Origin of the sequence: Mammaliicoccus sp. Q-M61 (assembly GCF_022386055.1) — a bacterium.
Taxonomy (GTDB): domain Bacteria; phylum Bacillota; class Bacilli; order Staphylococcales; family Staphylococcaceae; genus Mammaliicoccus; species Mammaliicoccus sciuri_A.
Genome location: NZ_JAJNJL010000006.1, coordinates 130,875 through 152,316, shown reverse-complemented (window position 1 = coordinate 152,316; position 21,442 = coordinate 130,875). Strand labels below are relative to the sequence as shown.

Genomic DNA, 21,442 nt, shown 5'->3' with positions numbered 1-21,442 from the left:
ACACGAGATAGAAAAAGATGTGAGTTAATGTCTCAATAAACACACGAGATAGAAAAAGATGTGAGTTAATGTCTCAATAAACACACGAGATAGAAAAAGATGTGAGTTAATGTCTCAATAAACACACGAGATTGCCAAAGATGTGAGTTAAAGACTCAGTAAACTCACAAGTCATGGCTTAAGTACTGAGTAAAGCCAAGAGATCACGCAAGTCATGCCTTCCTCTCATATAAACCCAATATACAATTAATTTCTCCATCTTACAAACGACAAAAAAGCATGGCCAGTCCATAATGGCCATGCTTTTTCGGTGTTCTATCTTTATTTACTTTGATAGTGTTTCACGATTTCGTACAATACATTAATTCCATTAAATATATCACTTTCTACGACATCAAATTTAGGATGGTGGTGGTTATAATCATGATTGCTTCCGATATTCATATAGATTGCATCTTTGTTACGGCTCATCACTCTGTCTATAAAATAAGTAGCATCTTCGCTTCCACTAGGTGTAGATTCTTCTTGAATAATATTTAATGATGGCAACTTATCTTTTAATAATTGATAAACTGTTTGTTCCATATCTTCAGATGGCTTAATACTAATGGCTTCACCGACTTTTGTCATTGTAATTGTGACACCAAACATTGCTTCAACGCCAGCCTTAATTTCTTCTACACGTTTCATCATAAATTGATTCACGTCATTATTTTCTCCTCTTACTTCCATTTGAAGAAATGCTTCATCTGCAATAACATTTCTGCCACTACCTGCTTGAAGTGTACCGACATTTACACGAGATGCGCCTTTTTCATGACGTTCGATTGCATATACTTGTTGAACAAATGTTGCTGCAGCGAGTAAGGCATTGCGACCGTCTTGAGGTTGCGCGCCTGCATGACTTGAAACACCATTTATTTGAACATCTAATTTAGTAGAAGCTAAGAAACCTTTTACGGATGTGATGATTTCATTGGATTTAGCATTTAATCCGATATGTGCGCCAACAAAGTAGTCTACATCATCTACGACACCTTGTTCGACCATAGATCTAGCACCTCGAACACCTTCTTCTGCAGGTTGAAAAATGAGTTTTATTTTTCCTTTTAGTTCAGATTCATGTTCTTTTAAAAGTTCTGCAAGACCAATACCGATAGTTGTATGAACATCATGTCCACAAGCATGCATAAAGCCTTTGTTCGTAGATAAAAATCCATTTGCTTGAGGATAATGATCGCTATCCTCATTTTCTGTAATTGGTAAAGCGTCCATATCAAACCTTAATGCAAAAGTTGGACCAGGAACTTGAGTATCTAATGTTGCAACGATTCCTGTATATCCATCTCTAAAATGTGGAAGTTCTTCGTCGAGTTGATTTAATTTTTCAATATGTGAATTAAATTCATCTTCAGTCGGATAACCCATTAAATAATCCTTATTCATTACTTCTTGACCACTTTGAATGTCATATCCAAAAGATTTTAGATAGTTCTTAACGATATTTGCAGTTCGAATTTCTAAAAATCCTACTTCAGGAAAAGCATGTAAATTACGTCTAAGTTTGATTAACTTTTGTTTAAAATCTTCGTCAAAATTCATGAATGTCACTCCTTACAAATGTCTTGTTACACCAGGACCTAAAGGTAATCCTGTTAAATAGAAAATCGTTAATAAAATAATCCAAGTAATAATAAATGCAACCGTATAAGGTATCATTAATGAAATAAGTGTACCTATACCAGCCTTTTTATCGTACTTATTTAAGAAAGCTATAATGACGACAAAATAAGGATTCAAAGGTGTAACAATGTTAAATGATGAATCAGCTACACGATAAGCTGCTTGAGTAAAACCTGGATGAATACCAAGTTGCATAAACATCGGTACAAAAACGGGTGCTTCTAACGCCCACTTAGCTGAACCGGATGTGATTAATAAGTTGAGACATGCTGTGAATATAATGTATAACAAGATGAGCGGTAATCCTGTTAAATGAATACTTTTCAAGAAATCAGCACCATTTACAGCAATCCAAGTAGCCATATTAGACCATTGGAAGAAACTGATGAATTGTGATGCAGCAAATATGAGTACAATATAGCCTGACATGTCATTAACAGCTTGTGTCATAAATTTACCTACATCGTGTGTGCTTTTAATCTTTTGGTCAACAATACCAAATGTTGTGCCGACAACAAGGAAGAAACCTAGTATGACAGGTACAATTCCTGCTAAAAATGGAGATTCAAGTATGTCGCCTTTTTCACCTAATAAAGGACTGTTTGGTATTAATAAACCAACAACAAATATAAGTATATAAATTGCAGCTGCTATTAAAGCGTAAATGAAAGCTTTTTTGGCAGTAGGTGAGTCTTCATGTTCATCTAAATCTTCAATATGTCCATTATATTCACCTAAACGTGGTTCTATAATTTTAGTCGTCACTTGTGCACCTACAAAGGTTAATAATACTGTAGAAATAATATTAAAATACCAGTTTGCTACTGGAGATACGACCATATCAGGATCAATAATCTTTGCAGACTCAGTACTGATACCAGCAAGTAAGGCATCTGTATCTACAACTAATAAGTTAGCTGTAAATCCTGCACCAGCCGCAGCGAACCCTGCAGTTAAACCAGCTACCGGATGTCTCCCTAATTTATAGAATACCATAGCTGCTAATGGAGGAATTAAAATCGTTGCAGCATCAGAAGCAATATTACCCATAATCCCAATAAACACGACTGCATATGTAATTAAAGCTGGTGGCGCATTGACAATGGTTTTTTGAATAATGTATTCTAAAAAGCCAACTTTTTCTGCCAAGCCAACACCGATCATCATGGATATAACGAGACCTAAAGGTGCAAATCCAGTGAAATTCGTGATAAGGTTAGTGAAAATGTATTCAATACCTTCATTTGAAAATAAATTTTTTACATCCAGTGCTTTATCCGCACCAGGAGGTTTAACCGTTGCATCAAACAAACTAAAAATAAATGATAATACCATAACGAAAATAGCTAAGTATAAAAATATAAAAAATGGATGTGGCAATTTGTTACCGATTGTTTCAATTCCGTCTAAAAATCTATTAGACTTTTGCTCTTTTGTTGTCATATTACATCACCCCTTCAGGTGATTATATCATTACAAAGAATAAAAGTTCCAAATATTTAGACAATTTATCAAAATTTTTTTGATAGCTTAAACAATCGTCATACCAAGGAGGACATTTTATGGATCTAGAGGAGTATGCATGGAATGAACATGAAAGAGATCTTAAGAAAGCACATAAAGTTGAAATACCTTCTAAATATAAAGTGAAAATTCAAGATGATATTGAGAAACGAATAACTTTAGAGACATTGTTAGAAGAACTGACACAGAAAGAACTTGTCGAGTGGGCGATTACAAATGCGAAAAGATTTATTGATGATATAGATATAGGTAATGAAGAAGACAAACAGACAATTATTTCAGAAACAGAACACAAATTACAACTTAGAAAAGAAGGGCAAATTAGTGCTTATGAACTTAGACAAGCTGGATTTTTGGCGAATAAATTATCACAAAGATCACTAACAGAACAAAGTAAATATGCAGCACGTGTATACGCACAAGCAATCGCAACAGGACATATGAGAGGACATGCAATTGTATCATCAGATTATGCTGTTAAAGTGATGAATATAATATCTAACAATGATTTAAAGTTAGTGACTGAGGAAAGAAATAAACAAATCCATATAGCGAAAGATATTATGGCAAGATGAGTATTGATTGAGTTGAGGGTTTAGTAAAGCCAAGAGATAGTCGAAGTCATGGCTTAAGTGATGAATAAAGCCAAGAGATCGTCCAAGTCGTGGCTTAAGTGCTGAGTAAAGCCAAGAGATCGCCCAAGTCGTGGCTTAAGTGATGAGTAAAGCCAAGAGATCGCAAAAGTCATGGCTTAAGTGATGAATAAAGCCAAGAGATCGTAAAAGTCGTGGCTTAAGTGATGAGTAAAGCCAAGATATCGCCGAAGTCATGGCTTAAGTGATGAGTAAAGCCAAGAGATCGCAAAAGTCGTGGCTTAAGTGATGAGTAAAGCCAAGAGATCGCAAAAGTCATGGCTTAAGTCCAGAATAAAGCCAAGAGATCGCAAAAGTCATGGCTTAAGTACTGAGTAAAGCCAAGAGATCGCCCAAGTCATGGCTTAAGTCCTAAGTAAAGCCAAGAGATCGCCCAAGTCGTGGCTTAAGTGCTGATTAAAGCCAAGAGATAGTCGAAGTCATGGCTTAAGTGATGAATAAAGCCAAGAGATTGCGAAAGTCGTGGCTTAAGTACTGAATAAAGCCAAGAGACAACGAATCGTCATATCAAGATAGATAACAAAAAGGACTAGAAAATTTTCTAGTCCTTTTTGTGTTATTAATATATCATTTCCTACTCTTGATTAATAAATACATAAAGAATGGTGAGCCGATGAGTGCGGTAAAGATTCCTGCTGGGATTTCTTTTGGTAAGAAGAGTGTTCTACCGATTAAATCACTTAATAATAGTATGATGGCGCCGATTATAGCACTATAAAATATTCGGTTTCTAAATTGATGTGCACCGAGTTTAAGGGCGATGTGTGGTGCGATTAACCCAACAAATTGTATGCCACCTACATAACTCATAGATATACCGATTAAGATACTCATTGATATTAATGCAATGACAGATATGTGTTGATAAGGATTACCTAAAGCTAGTGATAAATTTCTACCTAAGTAATGAATATCAAATGATCGTGCATAATATGTCAGAACAAACATAACGATAAGCAAGATGCTTCCTACAATCATGACTTGCTGATATTCTGCTTGATGAACAGATCCTGTAATCCAAATTTGAGCTTGAGCACTGCGTTTACTTGAAGTTAATATTAGGAACATCACAATTGCTTGGCAAAGTATATTAAAGCTTATACCAATTAATATGAGACGATCTCGTTTGTAACTTTTTCGCATTGCTAAATAATATAATAATGCCGTAATAATTATTGCGCCAAACATTGAAAAGATTGGCTGATAAGCAATTGGTAATAATAAAGCTTCGGTACTTGTTGTTAACACAATAAGAAATATTAATGAACCCACATTAGCACCTTGTGATATACCAATAACATCTGGCGATGCTAGTGGATTCTTCGTAATAAATTGTAAGACACAACCTGCAATGCCAAGTGCTGCACCCGTTACAATTGCTAATAAGACTCTCGGCAGTCTTAATGTATTAATGACTAAGTTTGTATAAGGATCACCAAGTTTAAATAAGCCACTTAGTACATTTTGAGGTGCGATAAAGCTGTCACCTAGCATGAGTGTGAGTAAAGTCGTTAACATGAGCATGATAATAAGTATGATAAATTTCTTCATTCTGTTAACTCCTTACGATTAAGAATTAAATAAATGAATATTGGTGCACCAATAAGAGCTGTTGTAATACCGACTGGCAATTCTCTCGGCATTAATAAATATCTGCTTAAAATGTCGCTTAATAATAGAAGACAACCACCTAGAACACCTGATAAAGGTATGACGATAAAATGGTTATGAGATTTACATAACAATTTCGCAACATGAGGTGTAATCAGTCCTATAAAGGCGATGGGACCAGCTAATGCAACGGCAGATCCACTTAATAGAACAACAGCGATCATCGTGAATACTTTAATGGATAATATTTTAGCACCGAGTCCTTTTAATGCGTCATCACTTAGCATATAAAGATTAAGCGGCTTGGCCATGTAAATAGATATGATTAAACCAACGATAATAAATGGCCATATGTACATTAAAATATTAATATGTTTATTCGCTACCGAACCATTTAACCAATATATTAATTCTTCTATAGCTGATTCGTTATAGATCAGTAGACCTTGAGTGATAGCCATACAAAAAGCACTAATACTTGCTCCAAATAAAGTTAATTCCATCGCATTAAATGGCTTAAATGGTAATGTTGTGGCTAATATAATTAAAGTTGCAATGATGATGGTACCGATAAAAGCCATAATGGTTTGTTGAAATGCACCGTTCATCCCAAACGCAACAGTCGTAATTACAACCATTAAACTAGCACCACTATTAACTCCCATAATGCCAGGACTTGCGAAAGGGTTTCGTGTAATGGTTTGGATCATTACACCACTAATACCCATTAAAACACCGACAACCCCGCCCAATATTGCGCGAGGTAGTCTTAATTGTGTCAGTACACGTTGCTCTTTAATTGTTTCTCCATGGATATAATGTTGCCATATATCTGAAAAGGTAAAATGTTTATAGCCAAGCATCATACTTAATATGAATAGTACGATAAACATACCTGAAAATAGGAGAAATAACCAAAGATATTTATTTTTCATTTAATTTTTCCTTTAAATCATCAATCATCATATTGGCAGATAATACACCACCTGAAGTGTTCCAAACAGCATCATCTACTTTATAAACATGACCTTTTTTAGAAGCATTTAATTCTTTAAAGGCAGGATCATTTACCCATTCTTTTTCTAATGCTGAAACTTTCTTATCATCTTCTTGGAAAGTAAAGTAGAAGATGTAATCTCCGTCCATTGCTTCAATACGTTCTTTTGTAAGACCTCTTTCCGCAAAGTCGTTCTTATCTTGACCTTTAGGACGTTTAATACCAAGTTCGTCTAAGATAACACCTGAGAATGTATCTTTATGATAAATTCTTACATCACCTGGCATAAAGCGAACCATTGATACTTCTGAGTTTGCTTTATCTCCAATTTCTTCTTTTGCTTTTTTAACATGATTATCGTAATTCTTTAAGACTTCATTTCCTTTATCTTCTTTATTTACAGCTTTCGCGTATAATTTAAAGTTGTTTTTCCAGTCGCCACGTAGTTCTTTAGAGAATACAGTAGGTGCGATTTCAGAAAGTTTCTTGTATTGTGCTTCTTGTCTGAATTTATTACCGATAATTAAATCTGGTTTAAGTTTCGCAATTTTTTCTAAGTTGATTTCACTTTCTCCACCAACAGGTTCAATGTCTTTATATTTCTTCTCTAAATGCTTATACCATGGATCGCCAGCATATGAATTAGCAGCACCAACAGGTTTAACGCCCATTGAAACGAGTGCTTCTGTACCTTCATTAGTTAATACAACAACGCGTTTAGGATTGTTAGGTACTTTAGTCGTTCCCATGGCATGTTTCACTTCATGTGTATCTTTGTTTGAAGATGCCTCTTGTTTATTACCACAAGCTGCAAGCATTACAACAAGTACTACTATAACTGATAAAAGCTTTCTCATTTCTTTAACCTCTTTCTCAAGTTGAATTATGATAATGATTTTCATTTTCAATTATAAAATATTACCTTTTTTTGTCAATATATTTTTGGAATATACTTTCAGTTTAAATAAAATATATTTAAATATACTCAATAACTGGCAGTTCATGAGATAAAAATTGTAAATGGCTAATGTCATATCCGTAACTTCCGGCATATTTAAAGACGACCCAGTCACCCGTTTGTATGCTTTCAATATCATAGGGGAGACCAAATACATCATTAGGTGTACATAATTTTCCGGCTAATACGACCGTATCATTATTAATGGACTTTATTCTGTTAGATGTTGAATGCGAATGAATGACTTCAAAAGGTTGATGATGTTGCCACGCTTTTGGAAATCTAAAATGATTTGTGCCACCGTTTAATAAGACGAATGTTTGATCATGCATAGATTTAATATCGTAAACATGAGCGGCATAATAACCTATTGGACCTGTAATAAAACGACCAAGTTCAAAAGTTAAGCGTGGTAGGTGATGGATACGTGTTGCAAAATAATCAAAATCAAAACATGTTTGATCATCGTAGTCGATCCCTATACCGCCACCAACATTAATCGCATAGTCTTCCGGTAAATGTGATTGATATTGTTGCGTAAATTTAAGGGCACTTTCTATGAATGTGACATGCGCATCCTCATCTAAATTATTGCTCATAGCATGAAAGTGGAAACCTGTTAAAGTAATTTCTTCTGTGTCGTGACAGATTTGAATGGCTTCATCTAGATCGTTGTAGGGCATACCAAATTGTGTCGCGACACCAGCCATTTTTAATTTAGCTGTTGATTGAATGTTACTTAAATTAATGCGAATCATCACTTCGATTGTTTGTTGTTTGTCTTGAAGCAATGCTTGCAATGCATCTAACTCAAAGAGGCTCTCTACTTGAATAGATTTCACTTGTTCATCTAAAGCATATTCTAAATGTTGTTTCGTCTTTACAGGTCCGCCGTAAATGATTGGAATTTCTTTTGAAATAGATCGAACCTTTTCAATTTCTCCAGTAGAAGCAACTTCAAATCCAGAAACAAAAGGTGCGAGTGTTTCTAAAATTTTTATATTAGAGTTGGCTTTCACTGCATAGAAAATATCGTGTTTCGTGACAGATCTAATCCAATTGATGCGCTGTTTTAGTTCGGTTAAATCATATATATAATAATCGTGATTACTGTCTGTTAACACTTCTTTAATTCTTTCCATATTGATTCTCCTTATTTATCATAAACATGACACAGATGACCATGATGAGCAGTCCAACAACCATTGTTATATATACAATTTGTAAATTGAACTGTTCAAAGATAAAGCTTAGTAATATACCACCAAGTGGAATGAAACCTTTGTCCATCATTGAAATGGATAATACAGACCCTCTATATTTAGCTTCAACAAGCTGTTGAACAAGTATTCGATTGGTCGTTCTAAACGCTTGTGATGCCAATCCCATTATTAATAAGACAGCTGCATATAAATATGTATCATGAATAAACATTAATAATATGATGGTTAACGTAAATATCATTGCCCATCGTTTCAAACTTTTCATCGTGTTCATATTTTTAGTGCGCATAAATATGACTAAAATCATAATAGAACCAGCTGCAATCATCGCAGTAAAGAGTGAATAAATCATCGTACGGCTGCCAAATTGTTCATCTACAATGCTTGGTAGAATAATCGTATACGAAAATCCAAAAAGCATCGATAAGACACTAGACAACATGAGCATGACAATAACAGGTTGTTGTCTTAAGTACGACCATATTTTATGACGTGACTTCTTCTCGTGATGGACCTCTGGCAAAGTTTGGTTGAATAACATAACCATCAAACTCCCAATAATAGGTAGGGATAATACGATATTAGAATTCAGTTGAGCTAATAATATCCCACCTATAAATGGACCAGTTAATCTAGCTATATTTAAAATTAAAGCATTTAAACTGATTGCTTTATGTAGCTTGTCTGGTGTTACAAAACTTTGTATAAGTGCATTTCTTTGAATTGTATCGATTGCTTGGAAAAATGAACGCACCATAATAATTGAAAGGATGAGGTAGATATTCCATTTTTGCCAAAAAGCATAGACGACACATACTGTGAATAACATATTCGCACAATGGATGATGTACATGAGTTTGGTAGAGCTGACTGTATCGATAATTTTTCCGATTATAAAAGCAAATGCTAACTGTGGCATTAACCGCGCAAAATTAATATATGCAATGTAAACAGCACTACCAGTCATTTGTAACGTTATCCAATTTAATGCGATGATATCTACCCAATCGATTGTTCGAGCTATAAACTGAGAACTGACAAAACGATGATAAGGATTAAACTTTAACTTCATCATTAATGAGAAGTGGGTTGGCTTTTTGGATATAAATATCTTGATCTTTATTAGATACGCGCATCGTTAATAACGCTTTCTCGTTTATAGTCTCTTTATAAAAGGCTTTAATATCTGCTTCTGTATGTTCTATGTCTTGTGATAGTAAATCTTCAAATACGGCTTTAAATGTACGGTTAATACGTAGCCATAGCATGTTTGGATCATATGCATAATCTTCGCTAAAATGATTCACAAGTGTATTGAGGTGATTACTCATTAATGTGTTTTGTACTTTTTCATACATACCTTCAGTCGTTGCATTAGTTAAAGCGTTGCTAAGTTCTAACCAGTCAGGTACGCGAGAAGCATCAATTCGTAATCCGCCAAAGTCACGTACGTGCAGTCGTGTAGGCATACCATTCATAAATTCAAATGACATATTTTGTAGATGTGCTTCTAAGCCGACACCGTATTTCGTCATAAGTGTTAACACGGTTTCAACGAGTAATGAAACATATTGGTCAAACCAAGCAATCGGCGTTGCTGTTGCTCGAGCTGTTTCAATCATATCGACGTAAATTTTTTGGTGATGTTCATTTAACTCAAACAAACATGTCGCTGTATATAGTGATGCATGAGCAGGTATATATTGCGTATTATTTTCTCGCAATATGAATGATAAATTACGTTGTTTATCTACTTCGTCATGAATGTAAGTCATTCCGCCATATTCTAATACAGGTAAGCTGATTTCATTAAGACGGTCGTCAGTCTTATAAATATATTTGAAATATTCACCGATATTTTTAGAATTGATAATACTGTTGTTACTAATAGAACGTATTGTTGACGTCATTTGTGAATTGACGGGCAGTTTGATAATCGGTGTAATCGTATCTAAAGGACAAACAGTTCTAAATGATGATGTACTTTTTACGAGACCACCAGTATGTTGAAGCGGTATAATATTTTGAGATTGAATCTCTTCTGCATAAACTTGTGGTATGACATGTTCGAATTGAAACGGATGAACAGGTATCAAATCATAATCTTCAGGAATTTCTCCTAAATAACCACTAAAGTCTGCTAAAATTTTTATCTCAGAAGCTTCTAAATTATTATATAGAAAGCCTTTTTTCACGAATAACCAGTTTAATTTGAATGCATGATTATATTCAGGTGAATATTGCATCACTTCTTTGAAAGACAATCCTAACTTTGTCTTAGCGCATGGATGAATGTTATGTCCTGTAATCACATATTGCTCACTATGTAATAATGGGTGGTCACTTTTAGATGTATAAGAACAGTGAATAAAGCTAATGGCTTGGTTGATGAGATGATTTTCAATTTCAACACGCAATTTGTGGTAATCGTGATGTTCATCGCTAAAATGATTAAGCCAATCTATTAATTCAAGTGGATCTTGAACAAAGCGAGTTGTTATATCATCTGTAATTTGTACGCGATGGTTCGCTTTATCATATGTGATAAATATAGAATCGGTAATATATAAAGTAGTGATTGTTTTAATAGATTCTACATGATGTATAGGAGGTGTGACTTCTTCATATAAGCATGTTAATAATTTCTTAAATGTTGTATGAATGCTGTCTTGAATACATTGCTCTATATAGTGATGTTCGTATTTATCTGTATGTTGATATACCTCTTTAGTCCAACTCATTTTATTTGGCCTCCATATATAACGGGTTATTGATATTTGTATATTGATAATCGTAACCTTCAGCGAAGATTCTCATTTTTAACAGTGATTTAATGTTAAAGGTTGGTTGTTCTAAAATATTGATGTCTGGTGCACTATGAACGTGATGATCGGCTATCATATTTCGAATGATTTGATAACCTTTTGTGCTGTCATAGCCATAAGTAGCCAACACTTGTATAAGCTGAAACAGATGATTGTATAACACTGCATGAGAGAATACAGATAACAAATCTTCAAATGAGTCAGTAATCAAACCTGTTGAATCATCGATATCTATATTTCTTTCATATAATCTCACGCCACCAAAGTCTCTTATATAAATAGAAATAGGCATGCCATCTTTAATAATGACAGTGCTATTTTGCATATGTGCTTCTAAACTAATACCTTCTTCAAGCAATAATCTATAAGTAGCTTCTAATAAATTATGTGTATACTCTGTTAAGAATAATTGAGTTGCAGAATCAAATGACATATCTTGTGTTTGCATAATTGTTTCAATACATTCAATGAGTATAGGTTTTCTTGAAACAAAGCTATCAGTAATCAGACTGCCGCATACTAATTGGTGAGCACCTTTCTGTTCAGGTATACGGCTTCTTAACATAAAGCTACATTTATTAGCGTGTGCTTGATTGATGTTTAAATAACTGCCTGCTAAATCTTTTTGAATATAGCTATTATCATAACCATTTGAACGATAAATGCGTTCCACAACATCACTGAGAATAATACCGTTACGTATAGAAGCGGGGGACACATTTCTTACTGCGCTTGTCGCTTGTGCATTGACAGCAGTCTTAACAATGCAATTTAATTCTTGTGCTTCTAAAGTTCTAAATGATAATAATGGATTACTTTCAACTGCTAAATCGTATAACGGAATCATGAACTGTTGTTCGAAACATGTTTCAAACTGTGGTAACAGAAAATGTTTCAATTGCCATTCATGAATAAACAGTAATGCATAGTTTTCAAATTTAATGCCATGTTCTTTACAATATGTATTAATTTTCTTTTTAAAAGTCTCTAATGCAGGTGATTGATAGATATTGATTTCATCTATAAAATCTTTATTGCACAATAGAGGAATGACATTCACCGTTTGTCTGAATTCTGGTGAAAACTTAATAACATCATCTACAGAGAATCCTAATTTCGTCTTAGTCATGGGATGAAAAGGATGTCCCTCAGTAACACTTTGTTCAAAAAAGACATCCGATATATTCTCTTGTTCAATAAACTCAAAAATATTTTGATAACGGTGACCATATTGTTGATGATCACGTTCGAATTGAATATAGCTCAAAGTGAGATTACGAATAGAGTCTTGAATTTCGTGTACTAAGCGTTCATCATCATAAATGACATCTTGATCAATATCTTCAAAATTTGATAATTGATCAATACGTCGCGTGATTTCACGGTATGCTTTCTCGTATAAAGTAGTTATTTCTTCTTCAGAAAAATCTTGAAAATATTGACGTATTTCTTGTATCTGTTCGTTATATACGATTTCCAAAAAGATCAACTTCCTTTTCAAATAATTTATATAGTGAGAATCATTCTCAATTATAGGAGGTTTGAATAGTTTGTCAATGATAGAACATAATAATAAAAAATCACGATAAATTATATAAAATTATTATTTTTATACTTTAGTTAGTCTAAAAAGATTAGAATGTGATAAAGACAATTGAATGAGCTACTGATTTTTTATAATTTCTGTTACTATGAAGAAAAGTATGTGTATAGTGAAATATCATATATGAGATTGAATATAAGGGGATTTAGCGATGAATAAAGTAAAATCTTTAATGCAAAAAATGGGTCATGTACAAAATAGAATAGTCTGGCTAAATAAACCTAAAATGGAAAAAGCTTTATCTGGATATACGTCCTCAGAAGTTCATTGTATAGAAGCTATCCATAATATAGAAAATCCAAATGTTAAAAAAATATCAGATGACTTATTTATGACACGAGGCGCAATAAGTAAATTAACGAAAAAACTCATTAAGAAAAATGCGATTACGGTATATCAAAAAGATGACAATAAAAAAGAAATATACTTTGAGTTAACAGCAGAAGGAAACCGAATATATAATAGTCATTTAGCATTACATGATCAATTTTTAGAAAGAGACAAACCATTCTTTGATGACATAACAGAAGAAGAATTTGAAACATTGAATCGATTTTTTGATAAATATAGTGACTACTTAGATCAAGTCATTGAGAAAGAAAAAGCGTGAATAGAATGTAGATAAAAGCTGAGACATCCATGTCTCAGCTTTTTTGGATTTAAGGGATAGTGGCATTTCTAAGGGACATTATTCGGGATTCTGTCTCTAACAAAATTCCCCTTCTAATATTATTTTTTGTTGACTAGGAAACAAAACGCTCTTATAATGTTTCTGTGGAAACAAAATATAAAGGAGTTAATTTATGTCTTCTCAACAATTAGAACGCATTCCTAAAAGCACAATGATAGCGGCATGGGCCATTGCTTTAGGTGCTATTATGCCCATGCTCGATTCAACAATGATCAATATTGCGATTAATGATTTAACGAAATACTTTGATACATCCCTTAATTTTATTCAATGGGGTGTTACGGGATATATTCTTGCTATGGCAGTTGCTGTGCCGTTTTCTGGTTGGTTAATGGACCATTTTGATGGTAAGCGAGTATATATTAGTGCTGTCGTTACGTTTGGAATCATTTCAGTATTAACAGGATTAAGTCCAAATATCTTTTGGTTTATTCTATTTAGACTCGTTCAAGGATTTAGTGCAGGTATCATTTCAACGCTTATGGCTACACTGCTTGTTAAGACAACCGGCCAAGATAAGATTGGTAGAGTTATGGCTATTGTAAGTATTCCTATGATACTTGGTCCTATATTAGGTCCAGTAGTTGGTGGCTTTATTATTCATTATGTCTCTTGGCAATGGATATTTTATTTGAACATCATTGTCATGATTATTATCACACCAGTTATGATTAAACGATTACCGTCATATGAACCTTTTAATAAAGGTAAGAAACTAGATTGGTTTGGCATAATTAATTTATCTTTAATCAGTATTACGTTAATTTACGGCATTACACATGCTACTGAAACAGCTTCGTTTACAAATATTGAAACTGTGCTCGTGCTGTCGGCGAGTATCATACTTATCGTGATTTATTTGATATACAATCGAATTAAAGATTATCAAACTGTATTACCAACTAATTTGTTTAAAAATCGTAACTATGCAGCTTCAAGTAGCGGCTTATTTCTAGCCAATTTAGCGATTATGGGACCGATGATTATTTTCCCGCTATTCTTTCAAAATTTTAAAGGTTTTAATACGATTGAATCGGCTATTGCATTAATGCCTCAAGGAATAGGTATGTTATTGGCGAGACCTTTGATAGGTAAATTAACAGATCAGTATGGTGCTAAAAAAGTGATATTGGTAAGTTTAATATTATCGATTGTTGCTTCAATACCATTTGTATTTGTAGACGGCAACACATCAATCATCATATTAAGTATGCTGCTTTTATTACGAGGAATAAGTGTTGGTGGGATACTTCTACCATTTACAACAAATACTTATGCAGATTTAAAAGTCGAACAATTACCACAAGCAGGTATTACGATTAATATTGTAGAAAATATTGGGTCCAGCTTTGGTTCCGCATTGATTGCAACAGTCGTCGCAACAATATCTATCCATAATCATATAATGGCATTTCACATTGGATTTCTAGTTCCAGCAATTGTATTTATATTATTGCTTATATGTTGGGCGATGATTCCTTCTAAAAGTGTGAAAGCATAAAAAGAGATGTTTCATATGAAACATCTCTTAGTGGATATCTTATTATTTATCAGTTTTACGTTTTCTGAAGAATAATAAACTACCTAATATTGCGAATAATGTACCGAATAATGTTGTAGTTATCGCTTCTTTTTCACCTGTATTTGGTAATTGTTTCTTATCATGCTTAGCATTTGATTGAGTTTTGTTCTGAGCATGAGATGTAGATACTTGAGTAGCAGTTACTTTCTTTTCAGTATTATTTATTTGAGTAGCTTTTACTGCTTGTTTAGTGTCGTCTACTTTAGGTTGTTCAGCTGGCTTAGCAGGTTCGTCTACTTTAGGTTGCTCAGCCGGTTTAGTAGTGTCGTCTACTTTAGGTTGTTCCGCCGATTTAGTAGGCTCGTCTACTTTAGGTTGCTCAGCAGGTTGAGTAGGCTCATCTACTTTAGGTTGTTCCGCCGGTTTAGAAGTATCGTCTACTTTAGGTTGTTCCGCCGGTTTAGTAGGTTCATCCGCTTTAGGTTGTTCTGCCGGTTTAGTAGGCTCGTCCACTTTAGGTTGTTCAGCTGGCTTAGTAGGTTCATCCGCTTTAGGTTGCTCAGCTGGTTGAGTTGGATCTTCTACTTTACCGTCTTTATTAATAATAGACTGTATCCAGTTATAAATTTCATGTGTTATAGGAGTCATTAAAGTTCCATATTCATTGCCTGTTGTATCATAACTAAATACACCAATAACATCGTCAGTACCTTCAAGAATAATAGGACTTCCAGATTGTCCAGAATATCCGTACATCGATAATTCAACTGTTCCTTTAGGTTGTTTTTGAATGATAGTACCATCAACCCAATATTGGTCTATTGATTCTTCATTTAAATCAACTGGATAACCTTGTGATTCTATCTTTTTACCAAGCATTTCTTTATTAAATGGTTTAATGTTATAAGGGTTTATTTCACTTATAGATTCTGGCATATCATTATGTGGTTCTACTTCAATAATTCCGATATCATAACGTAGCAATGGAGATTCAATGTATTGTGGCATAACATGCATCGCTTTAATTTTGTAGCGACCAAACTTTTCAAATTCACCATGTCTACCTGGTGAAACATACCCACCAGTTAAATATCCTCTTGGGTAATTATTACTATAAATAACATGACCTGCTGTTAGGATATAATTTTCTCCAATAACTAATCCAGTACCATTAGCATGTTTTAAGTTTTCGATTTGACCTTTATAATTACCATTTTCCACATAAATATAAGCAGTTCTGTTACGGACCTCATAGTTTTCTAATTTTCTACGAGTATCAATTAAAGCACCATCCTCATCAAAGTGAGGGTCTTTTGAAGTATCATATCGGAAATTAGGATCTGTGAAATATGCATCTTCTTTTTCTTCTTCGGCAGTAAGTGCTGTCGGAGTAGGTTGTGCTGTTGCATTATTTTCTGTTGAAGTAGGTGCAGGTTGAGTTGTATCTTCTTTAGTACTTGATGTTGTATTACTAGTAGTATTTTCAGTTACATTATGCTCAGAAGGTGATGCTGTTGGCTCACTATTAGCTTCGTTAGCAGCAGCATTACTATCTGTTTCTTTGTTTGCTTCAACTGAATTTGTCGCTTCATTTGTATTTGTTGAATTGTCTTTATTCTCTATATTATTTGATTCATTTGAAGTATGTGTTTCTTCATGAGCTACAGCTGGGTTTGACTCAGTTGATGCATTGTTCTCGCTGGCATGAGTGACAGTTGGATGAGATAAGAAAAATACACCTGCGATAATAACAGGTAACTTTACTAATCCCGTTCTAAAGTTGATAAAGTTTTTATTCATGTAAAACTTCCTTTCTTGGATGATACCCATAATATACAAAAATTTCCATGCTAGCGCAATACGAAATGATTATTATTCTCAATTATTTTAGAAATATTTTACAAATTTGTGAATTAAGGTAGGAGAGGTGTGAAAGAAAGGTATGACTAGCAACATAGGAGCCGCGAATATTGCAAGACGAGCATGACTAGCAACATAGGAGGCCCGAATATTGCAAGACGAGGATGACTAGCAACATAGAACCCCCGAATATTGCAAGACGAGGATATCTAGCAACATTCGGGGGCATTTTTACACTCTAATTCAATATCCTATTCCAACGCGTGATTGGATATATTCGTCAGACGATATTTGATTGTAAACGAAGTCTGCTGTGTCTGGTACAGATATTTTTACAGCATTCTCTGGTAAGTAGTTTCGTTCGACTCTGTATTGTCCGATTCTTTCGCCATCTGGTAAATAGGTTGGACATACGATTGTCCAATCTAAATCTGAATCTTTAAGTATTGTATAAACTTTATGATGTTCTTCTGCTGCGCGGGTTGTTCGTCTTTTTGATTCGTTTGATTGATAGCGCAATAAATTCTCGTCAGTTCGGCTTTGTAATATACCAGCAGTACCTACTGTAATGATGCGTTTAATGCCTTGTTGTGACATTGTATCTATAATTAATAGCATAGCTTCTGATAATGTAGTGGAGCCATCTGTACTTAATGCACTTACAATAATGTCATTACCTTCAGCTGCTTTTTGAATATCATTTGGATTTAATACATTTCCTTCGATTAGTCTCACAGATTGATGATCGACGCTTAATTTATTTTTATCACGAACGAGTACGGTTACGTCATGACCGTCCGATAGTGCATGTGTTAATACTTCTTGTCCAACTCTGCCTGTAGCACCTAAAATTAATATTTTCATTTGTATTGCTCCTTTTAAAAAAGTTCTTATTTTAATGATAGACAATTTCGGGTATATATACTAGACATCAAACTTTTGAAAAGGTGGTTATGTATGAAATTAAGTAAAATAGTGAAATACGCTGGTATCATTTCAGCACCGTTAGTTGGTGGTAGACTAATCGGTAAATATGCTGTTCAAAATGCACGTAAAGATTACTCTAAAAATAAAAAACCACCATTTTCACCACCGGGTTATATATTCCCAATTGTATGGCCGATATTATATTTAAGCATGGGTATCGCACATTCGATTATAACGAAAGAACACGCAGCTAAATCAACTCAGACAGCTTATTATAGTCAATTAGGTTTAAATTACTTATGGTCAATACTGTATTTCAAATATAAATTAAGAGGCACAGCGCTGATTGAAAGTTATGTATTATTGAGCGCAGTCATATTAACAACTGTTCAATTTTATAAAGTGAATAAGACAGCAGGATTATTATTAATTCCATATGTTTGCTGGTCTGCTTATGCCTCATATTTAACAACAGGTAATTGGGCACTTAATAAAGATAACCCGAGATATACGGAGAAATAGGGAATACACCTAGTAGGAAAAATACAATTAAGCATATATTTTAAGCGGGATTACTCAATAGAGTACCCGCTTAAAATATGTCTGTATAAAAAATAAAATCATAACGATTGCCTTGATTGTCTGAGCAGTCGTTATGACGGTATATAGCGAATTATTCTGAAGATTGAGCTTCCAACTTTTCTAGGATGCCTTTAATAATTTCTTTCTCATCTGATAAATTAAACTCTTCAGATGAGATTTTTTGGCTAATAGACTGTGAAACATATAACAAATCATCACTAATATCTTCATAATAGCCTTTCCCGTTGTTGTTAACCATGGTTCTACCTCTTTCTCTAGTATAGCTATATATGTAATACCCAGAAAATATAAAATAATAACAAAAAAAGTAATTTAATTATTGGAAATACAAAATAATAATTAATTTGTTTACTTTCTGAAACAAATTATACACAAAAAGAATGGTTTTGAAAATCAATTAAAGTTAATGTGTTTTTTGGTTTTGCGGAATTTTTTATAAATGATTAATCTATAAAAAACACACCATATCTTAATTGATATGGCGCGTTATTATAAGTTTTTATGAATTATCAGCATTGGACTGATTCATTAATATTTTAATATGTTGATCAAATTCTTTAATGATATTCTCAGGTGTAACGTTATTTTGTACAAATGATTTTCTATAAAGCCATCCGTATACAAACATATTAATAAATAGAATAAAATCTTCACGATTTATATTGAATTCACTATTTTTATGGATATCTACTAATTTACTGTTAAATACGACTGCAAGTTCTTTATTGTGCTCTAAAATCATCTCTGTAAAGTTGGATGGTGCAAATGATAATTGAATGTAGAATTTTACTAAGTACTCTGAATCATAAATATATTCTTGAAAAAACTTTATGAGTTCTTCATGAGCATTATGAGGTTGTGTATCAATACTTTTGATTAATTTCATACCTTTATTCATACATCTTTCAATACATTGTTCATACAATTCATCTTTACTTTTGAAATAGTTATATAAACTTGCTTTTTTAATACCTAATTCATTGGCAATATTATTTAGTGATGTTCCATAATAGCCCATTTCAGAAAAGGTTCTCATACTTATTTGAATGAGTTTCTCAGATGTATTATTCACTTCATTTGCCTCCTTTACTTCCTATGAATAACTATACAGGAAAATACACTAAAAATCACTCGTAAAAACGTTTACATTTCACACAATAAATTACGCATTGCCTTTTTCTCTGAAAATGATATACTATTTTTACAAACTACCGTTCGTTAGGGAGAGGGATTATGGAACTTTTATTGTTATTTTTTATCGTTTATCCAATTGCTATGTCGATTTTTTGGATAATCGGAACTTTGATTTACTATGTTTTTATTGAAAGAAAGTTGAAAGCTAAGCATATTAATTATCAACCACAAGAAGGGATTTCATTTATTATCGCTTGTTACAACGAAGCGAGTACCATTGCAGAAACGATTAAGAATTTAAATGACCTCTCATATCCGATTAAAGAAATTATTGCTGTTAATGATGGGAGCTCGGATAATACAAAGGCAGAATTATTAAGACTTAAACAAGTGTACAAAATTAAGTTTATTAATTTAGAGGAAAATAGGGGTAAAGCAAATGCGTTAAATATTGCAGCTCAATATGCTCAATATCCATATTTGATGTGTGTGGATGCAGATACGATTATCGACGATGATGCACCGTATTATATGGTGGAAAGTTTGGTTGATGATCCAACAATCGGAGCAGTAACAGGGAACCCACGTATTAGAAATAAATCTACTTTACTAGGGAAAATTCAAACAATCGAATATGCAAGTATGATAGGCAGTATAAAGAGAGCACAAACGATTAACGGATTTGTTAATACGATATCTGGTGTGTTTACGTTATTTAATAAAAAAGCACTAGAGAAGAATCAATATTGGGATACGGACATGATTACTGAAGATATTGCCGTGTCATGGAAGTTTCATTTATCAGGATACAAAATAAAATATGAACCGAGAGCGTTATGTTGGATGCTTGTGCCTGAAACATTTAAGGGGTTATGGAAACAAAGGGTAAGATGGTCCCAAGGTGGACATGAAGTGATTTTAAGAGATTTTAAGAACATGTTTAAAGTAAGAAACGTTTCATTATGGTTGTTATTTATTGAACAAATTCTTTCTGTAATATGGGTCTATGGCATAGTTGTTATCTTATGTTACACACTACTTCGATTAAACTTCTTGGATTACTACTTCTATAATTATCAATTAAATATCTTCTTAATATCAGCATTCTTACTGACGTTTATTAACATTATTCAATTTACTATTTCTTTATTAATTGATAGTAGATATGAAAGAAAAAATAATTTATTTCTCATATTTTTAAGTTGGTATCCAACTTTTTATTGGTTAATCAATGCGATTGTCGTCGTAGTTGCATTTCCAAAAGCACTTAAAAGAAAAAAAGGAGCGTTTGCTACATGGACAAGTCCAGACAGAGGGAACATAAAAGAGTAGAATCAAATTTAAATATTTTTAGAGAGTCAATCGTATTTATAGCATCATCAATATTATGGCTATATTGCATAACAGTATTATTTGTAATGGTAGGTTCGTTATTACCGATAGACAATCATTTTATACAAATTGTAAGAGTAATATTGAATCTTGAGAAAGGTGATATTGTCTCGATTTTTAATTATTTTGTGATTGGGTCAATCATCATTGCAGTATATTTGATGATTACGTTTCTATTCAACGTTAGAAGAAAGAGAGCTGTACCACATGAGAATTATTAAGATAAGTCTTAAGTG

The 21,442-nt window shown here is 33.3% G+C and carries 19 protein-coding genes; 6 read left to right on the top strand and 13 right to left on the bottom strand.

The window, feature by feature from the left end; translation table 11 throughout:
* Positions 1-321 precede the first annotated feature (321 nt).
* A complete protein-coding gene (locus LQ677_RS09700; protein ID WP_204258668.1) occupies positions 322-1,602 on the bottom strand; it encodes an amidohydrolase in 1,281 nt (426 codons plus the stop codon).
* 12 nt (positions 1,603-1,614) lie between these two features.
* A complete protein-coding gene (locus LQ677_RS09695; RefSeq protein ID WP_239748754.1) occupies positions 1,615-3,126 on the bottom strand; it encodes an AbgT family transporter in 1,512 nt (503 codons plus the stop codon).
* Between the two features lie 119 nt (positions 3,127-3,245).
* Between LQ677_RS09695 and LQ677_RS09690 the strand changes: the two genes are divergently transcribed.
* Positions 3,246-3,782 (top strand): putative immunity protein, encoded by a 537-nt coding sequence (locus tag LQ677_RS09690; RefSeq protein ID WP_239748753.1) that lies wholly within the window; start codon positions 3,246-3,248, stop codon positions 3,780-3,782.
* Between the two features lie 645 nt (positions 3,783-4,427).
* Here LQ677_RS09690 and LQ677_RS09685 read toward each other — a convergent pair.
* The 7 genes from LQ677_RS09685 to LQ677_RS09655 all read right to left on the bottom strand — a co-directional run bounded on the left by LQ677_RS09685 (position 4,428) and on the right by LQ677_RS09655 (position 12,954).
* Positions 4,428-5,411 (bottom strand): FecCD family ABC transporter permease, encoded by a 984-nt coding sequence (locus tag LQ677_RS09685; RefSeq protein WP_239748752.1) that lies wholly within the window; start codon positions 5,409-5,411, stop codon positions 4,428-4,430.
* Complete coding sequence (locus tag LQ677_RS09680; protein ID WP_204188257.1) at positions 5,408-6,406, bottom strand: FecCD family ABC transporter permease; 999 nt, start codon at positions 6,404-6,406, stop codon at positions 5,408-5,410. The genes LQ677_RS09685 and LQ677_RS09680 overlap by 4 nt, the downstream gene beginning before the upstream one ends.
* Positions 6,396-7,325, bottom strand: coding sequence for an ABC transporter substrate-binding protein (locus tag LQ677_RS09675; protein WP_196308210.1), 930 nt, complete (start codon positions 7,323-7,325; stop codon positions 6,396-6,398). Before LQ677_RS09675 ends, LQ677_RS09680 begins: the two co-directional genes overlap by 11 nt.
* A 118-nt stretch (positions 7,326-7,443) precedes the next feature.
* Positions 7,444-8,568 (bottom strand): alanine racemase, encoded by a 1,125-nt coding sequence (locus tag LQ677_RS09670; RefSeq protein WP_239705585.1) that lies wholly within the window; start codon positions 8,566-8,568, stop codon positions 7,444-7,446.
* Positions 8,555-9,721: an MFS transporter gene (locus LQ677_RS09665; protein WP_239748751.1), complete on the bottom strand. Its 1,167-nt coding sequence runs from the start codon at positions 9,719-9,721 to the stop codon at positions 8,555-8,557. The genes LQ677_RS09670 and LQ677_RS09665 overlap by 14 nt, the downstream gene beginning before the upstream one ends.
* A complete protein-coding gene (locus LQ677_RS09660) occupies positions 9,705-11,390 on the bottom strand; it encodes an IucA/IucC family protein (RefSeq protein WP_239748750.1) in 1,686 nt (561 codons plus the stop codon). Before LQ677_RS09660 ends, LQ677_RS09665 begins: the two co-directional genes overlap by 17 nt.
* A 1-nt stretch (position 11,391) precedes the next feature.
* Positions 11,392-12,954, bottom strand: a complete 1,563-nt coding sequence (locus LQ677_RS09655; protein ID WP_239748749.1) for an IucA/IucC family protein — start codon at positions 12,952-12,954, stop codon at positions 11,392-11,394.
* Between the two features lie 274 nt (positions 12,955-13,228).
* Between LQ677_RS09655 and LQ677_RS09650 the strand changes: the two genes are divergently transcribed.
* Complete coding sequence (locus LQ677_RS09650) at positions 13,229-13,687, top strand: MarR family transcriptional regulator (protein WP_206166597.1); 459 nt, start codon at positions 13,229-13,231, stop codon at positions 13,685-13,687.
* Positions 13,688-13,880: 193 nt separating this feature from the next.
* Positions 13,881-15,269 (top strand): DHA2 family efflux MFS transporter permease subunit, encoded by a 1,389-nt coding sequence (locus tag LQ677_RS09645; RefSeq protein WP_239748748.1) that lies wholly within the window; start codon positions 13,881-13,883, stop codon positions 15,267-15,269.
* 42 nt (positions 15,270-15,311) lie between these two features.
* Here LQ677_RS09645 and LQ677_RS09640 read toward each other — a convergent pair whose 3' ends face one another.
* Together LQ677_RS09640 and LQ677_RS09635 are read right to left on the bottom strand one after the other, a co-directional pair.
* Entirely contained in the window at positions 15,312-17,090 is a 1,779-nt protein-coding gene (locus LQ677_RS09640) for a trypsin-like serine protease (protein WP_239748747.1), read from the bottom strand.
* 303 nt (positions 17,091-17,393) lie between these two features.
* The gene (locus tag LQ677_RS09635; protein WP_239748746.1) at positions 17,394-18,014 is read right to left on the bottom strand and encodes an NAD(P)-dependent oxidoreductase; all 621 of its coding nucleotides are present in this window, start codon (positions 18,012-18,014) and stop codon (positions 17,394-17,396) included.
* Positions 18,015-18,107: 93 nt separating this feature from the next.
* Between LQ677_RS09635 and LQ677_RS09630 the strand changes: the two genes are divergently transcribed.
* On the top strand, positions 18,108-18,599 hold the full coding sequence (locus LQ677_RS09630; protein WP_239748745.1) for a TspO/MBR family protein: 492 nt from the start codon (positions 18,108-18,110) through the stop codon (positions 18,597-18,599).
* Positions 18,600-18,750: 151 nt separating this feature from the next.
* On the opposite strand, the gene LQ677_RS09625 is transcribed toward LQ677_RS09630, so the two are convergent.
* The gene (locus tag LQ677_RS09625) at positions 18,751-18,918 is read right to left on the bottom strand and encodes a hypothetical protein (RefSeq protein WP_185805772.1); all 168 of its coding nucleotides are present in this window, start codon (positions 18,916-18,918) and stop codon (positions 18,751-18,753) included.
* A gap of 261 nt (positions 18,919-19,179) precedes the next feature.
* Complete coding sequence (locus LQ677_RS09620; RefSeq protein WP_037589157.1) at positions 19,180-19,752, bottom strand: TetR/AcrR family transcriptional regulator; 573 nt, start codon at positions 19,750-19,752, stop codon at positions 19,180-19,182.
* Between the two features lie 161 nt (positions 19,753-19,913).
* Here LQ677_RS09620 and pgaC point away from each other — a divergent pair, with 161 nt between their 5' ends.
* Both pgaC and icaD read left to right on the top strand, forming a co-directional pair.
* Complete coding sequence (gene pgaC, locus LQ677_RS09615) at positions 19,914-21,146, top strand: poly-beta-1,6-N-acetyl-D-glucosamine synthase (protein ID WP_239748744.1); 1,233 nt, start codon at positions 19,914-19,916, stop codon at positions 21,144-21,146.
* Positions 21,110-21,427: an intracellular adhesion protein IcaD gene (gene icaD / locus LQ677_RS09610; protein WP_078099638.1), complete on the top strand. Its 318-nt coding sequence runs from the start codon at positions 21,110-21,112 to the stop codon at positions 21,425-21,427. Before pgaC ends, icaD begins: the two co-directional genes overlap by 37 nt.
* The last annotated feature ends 15 nt before the right edge of the window (positions 21,428-21,442 follow it).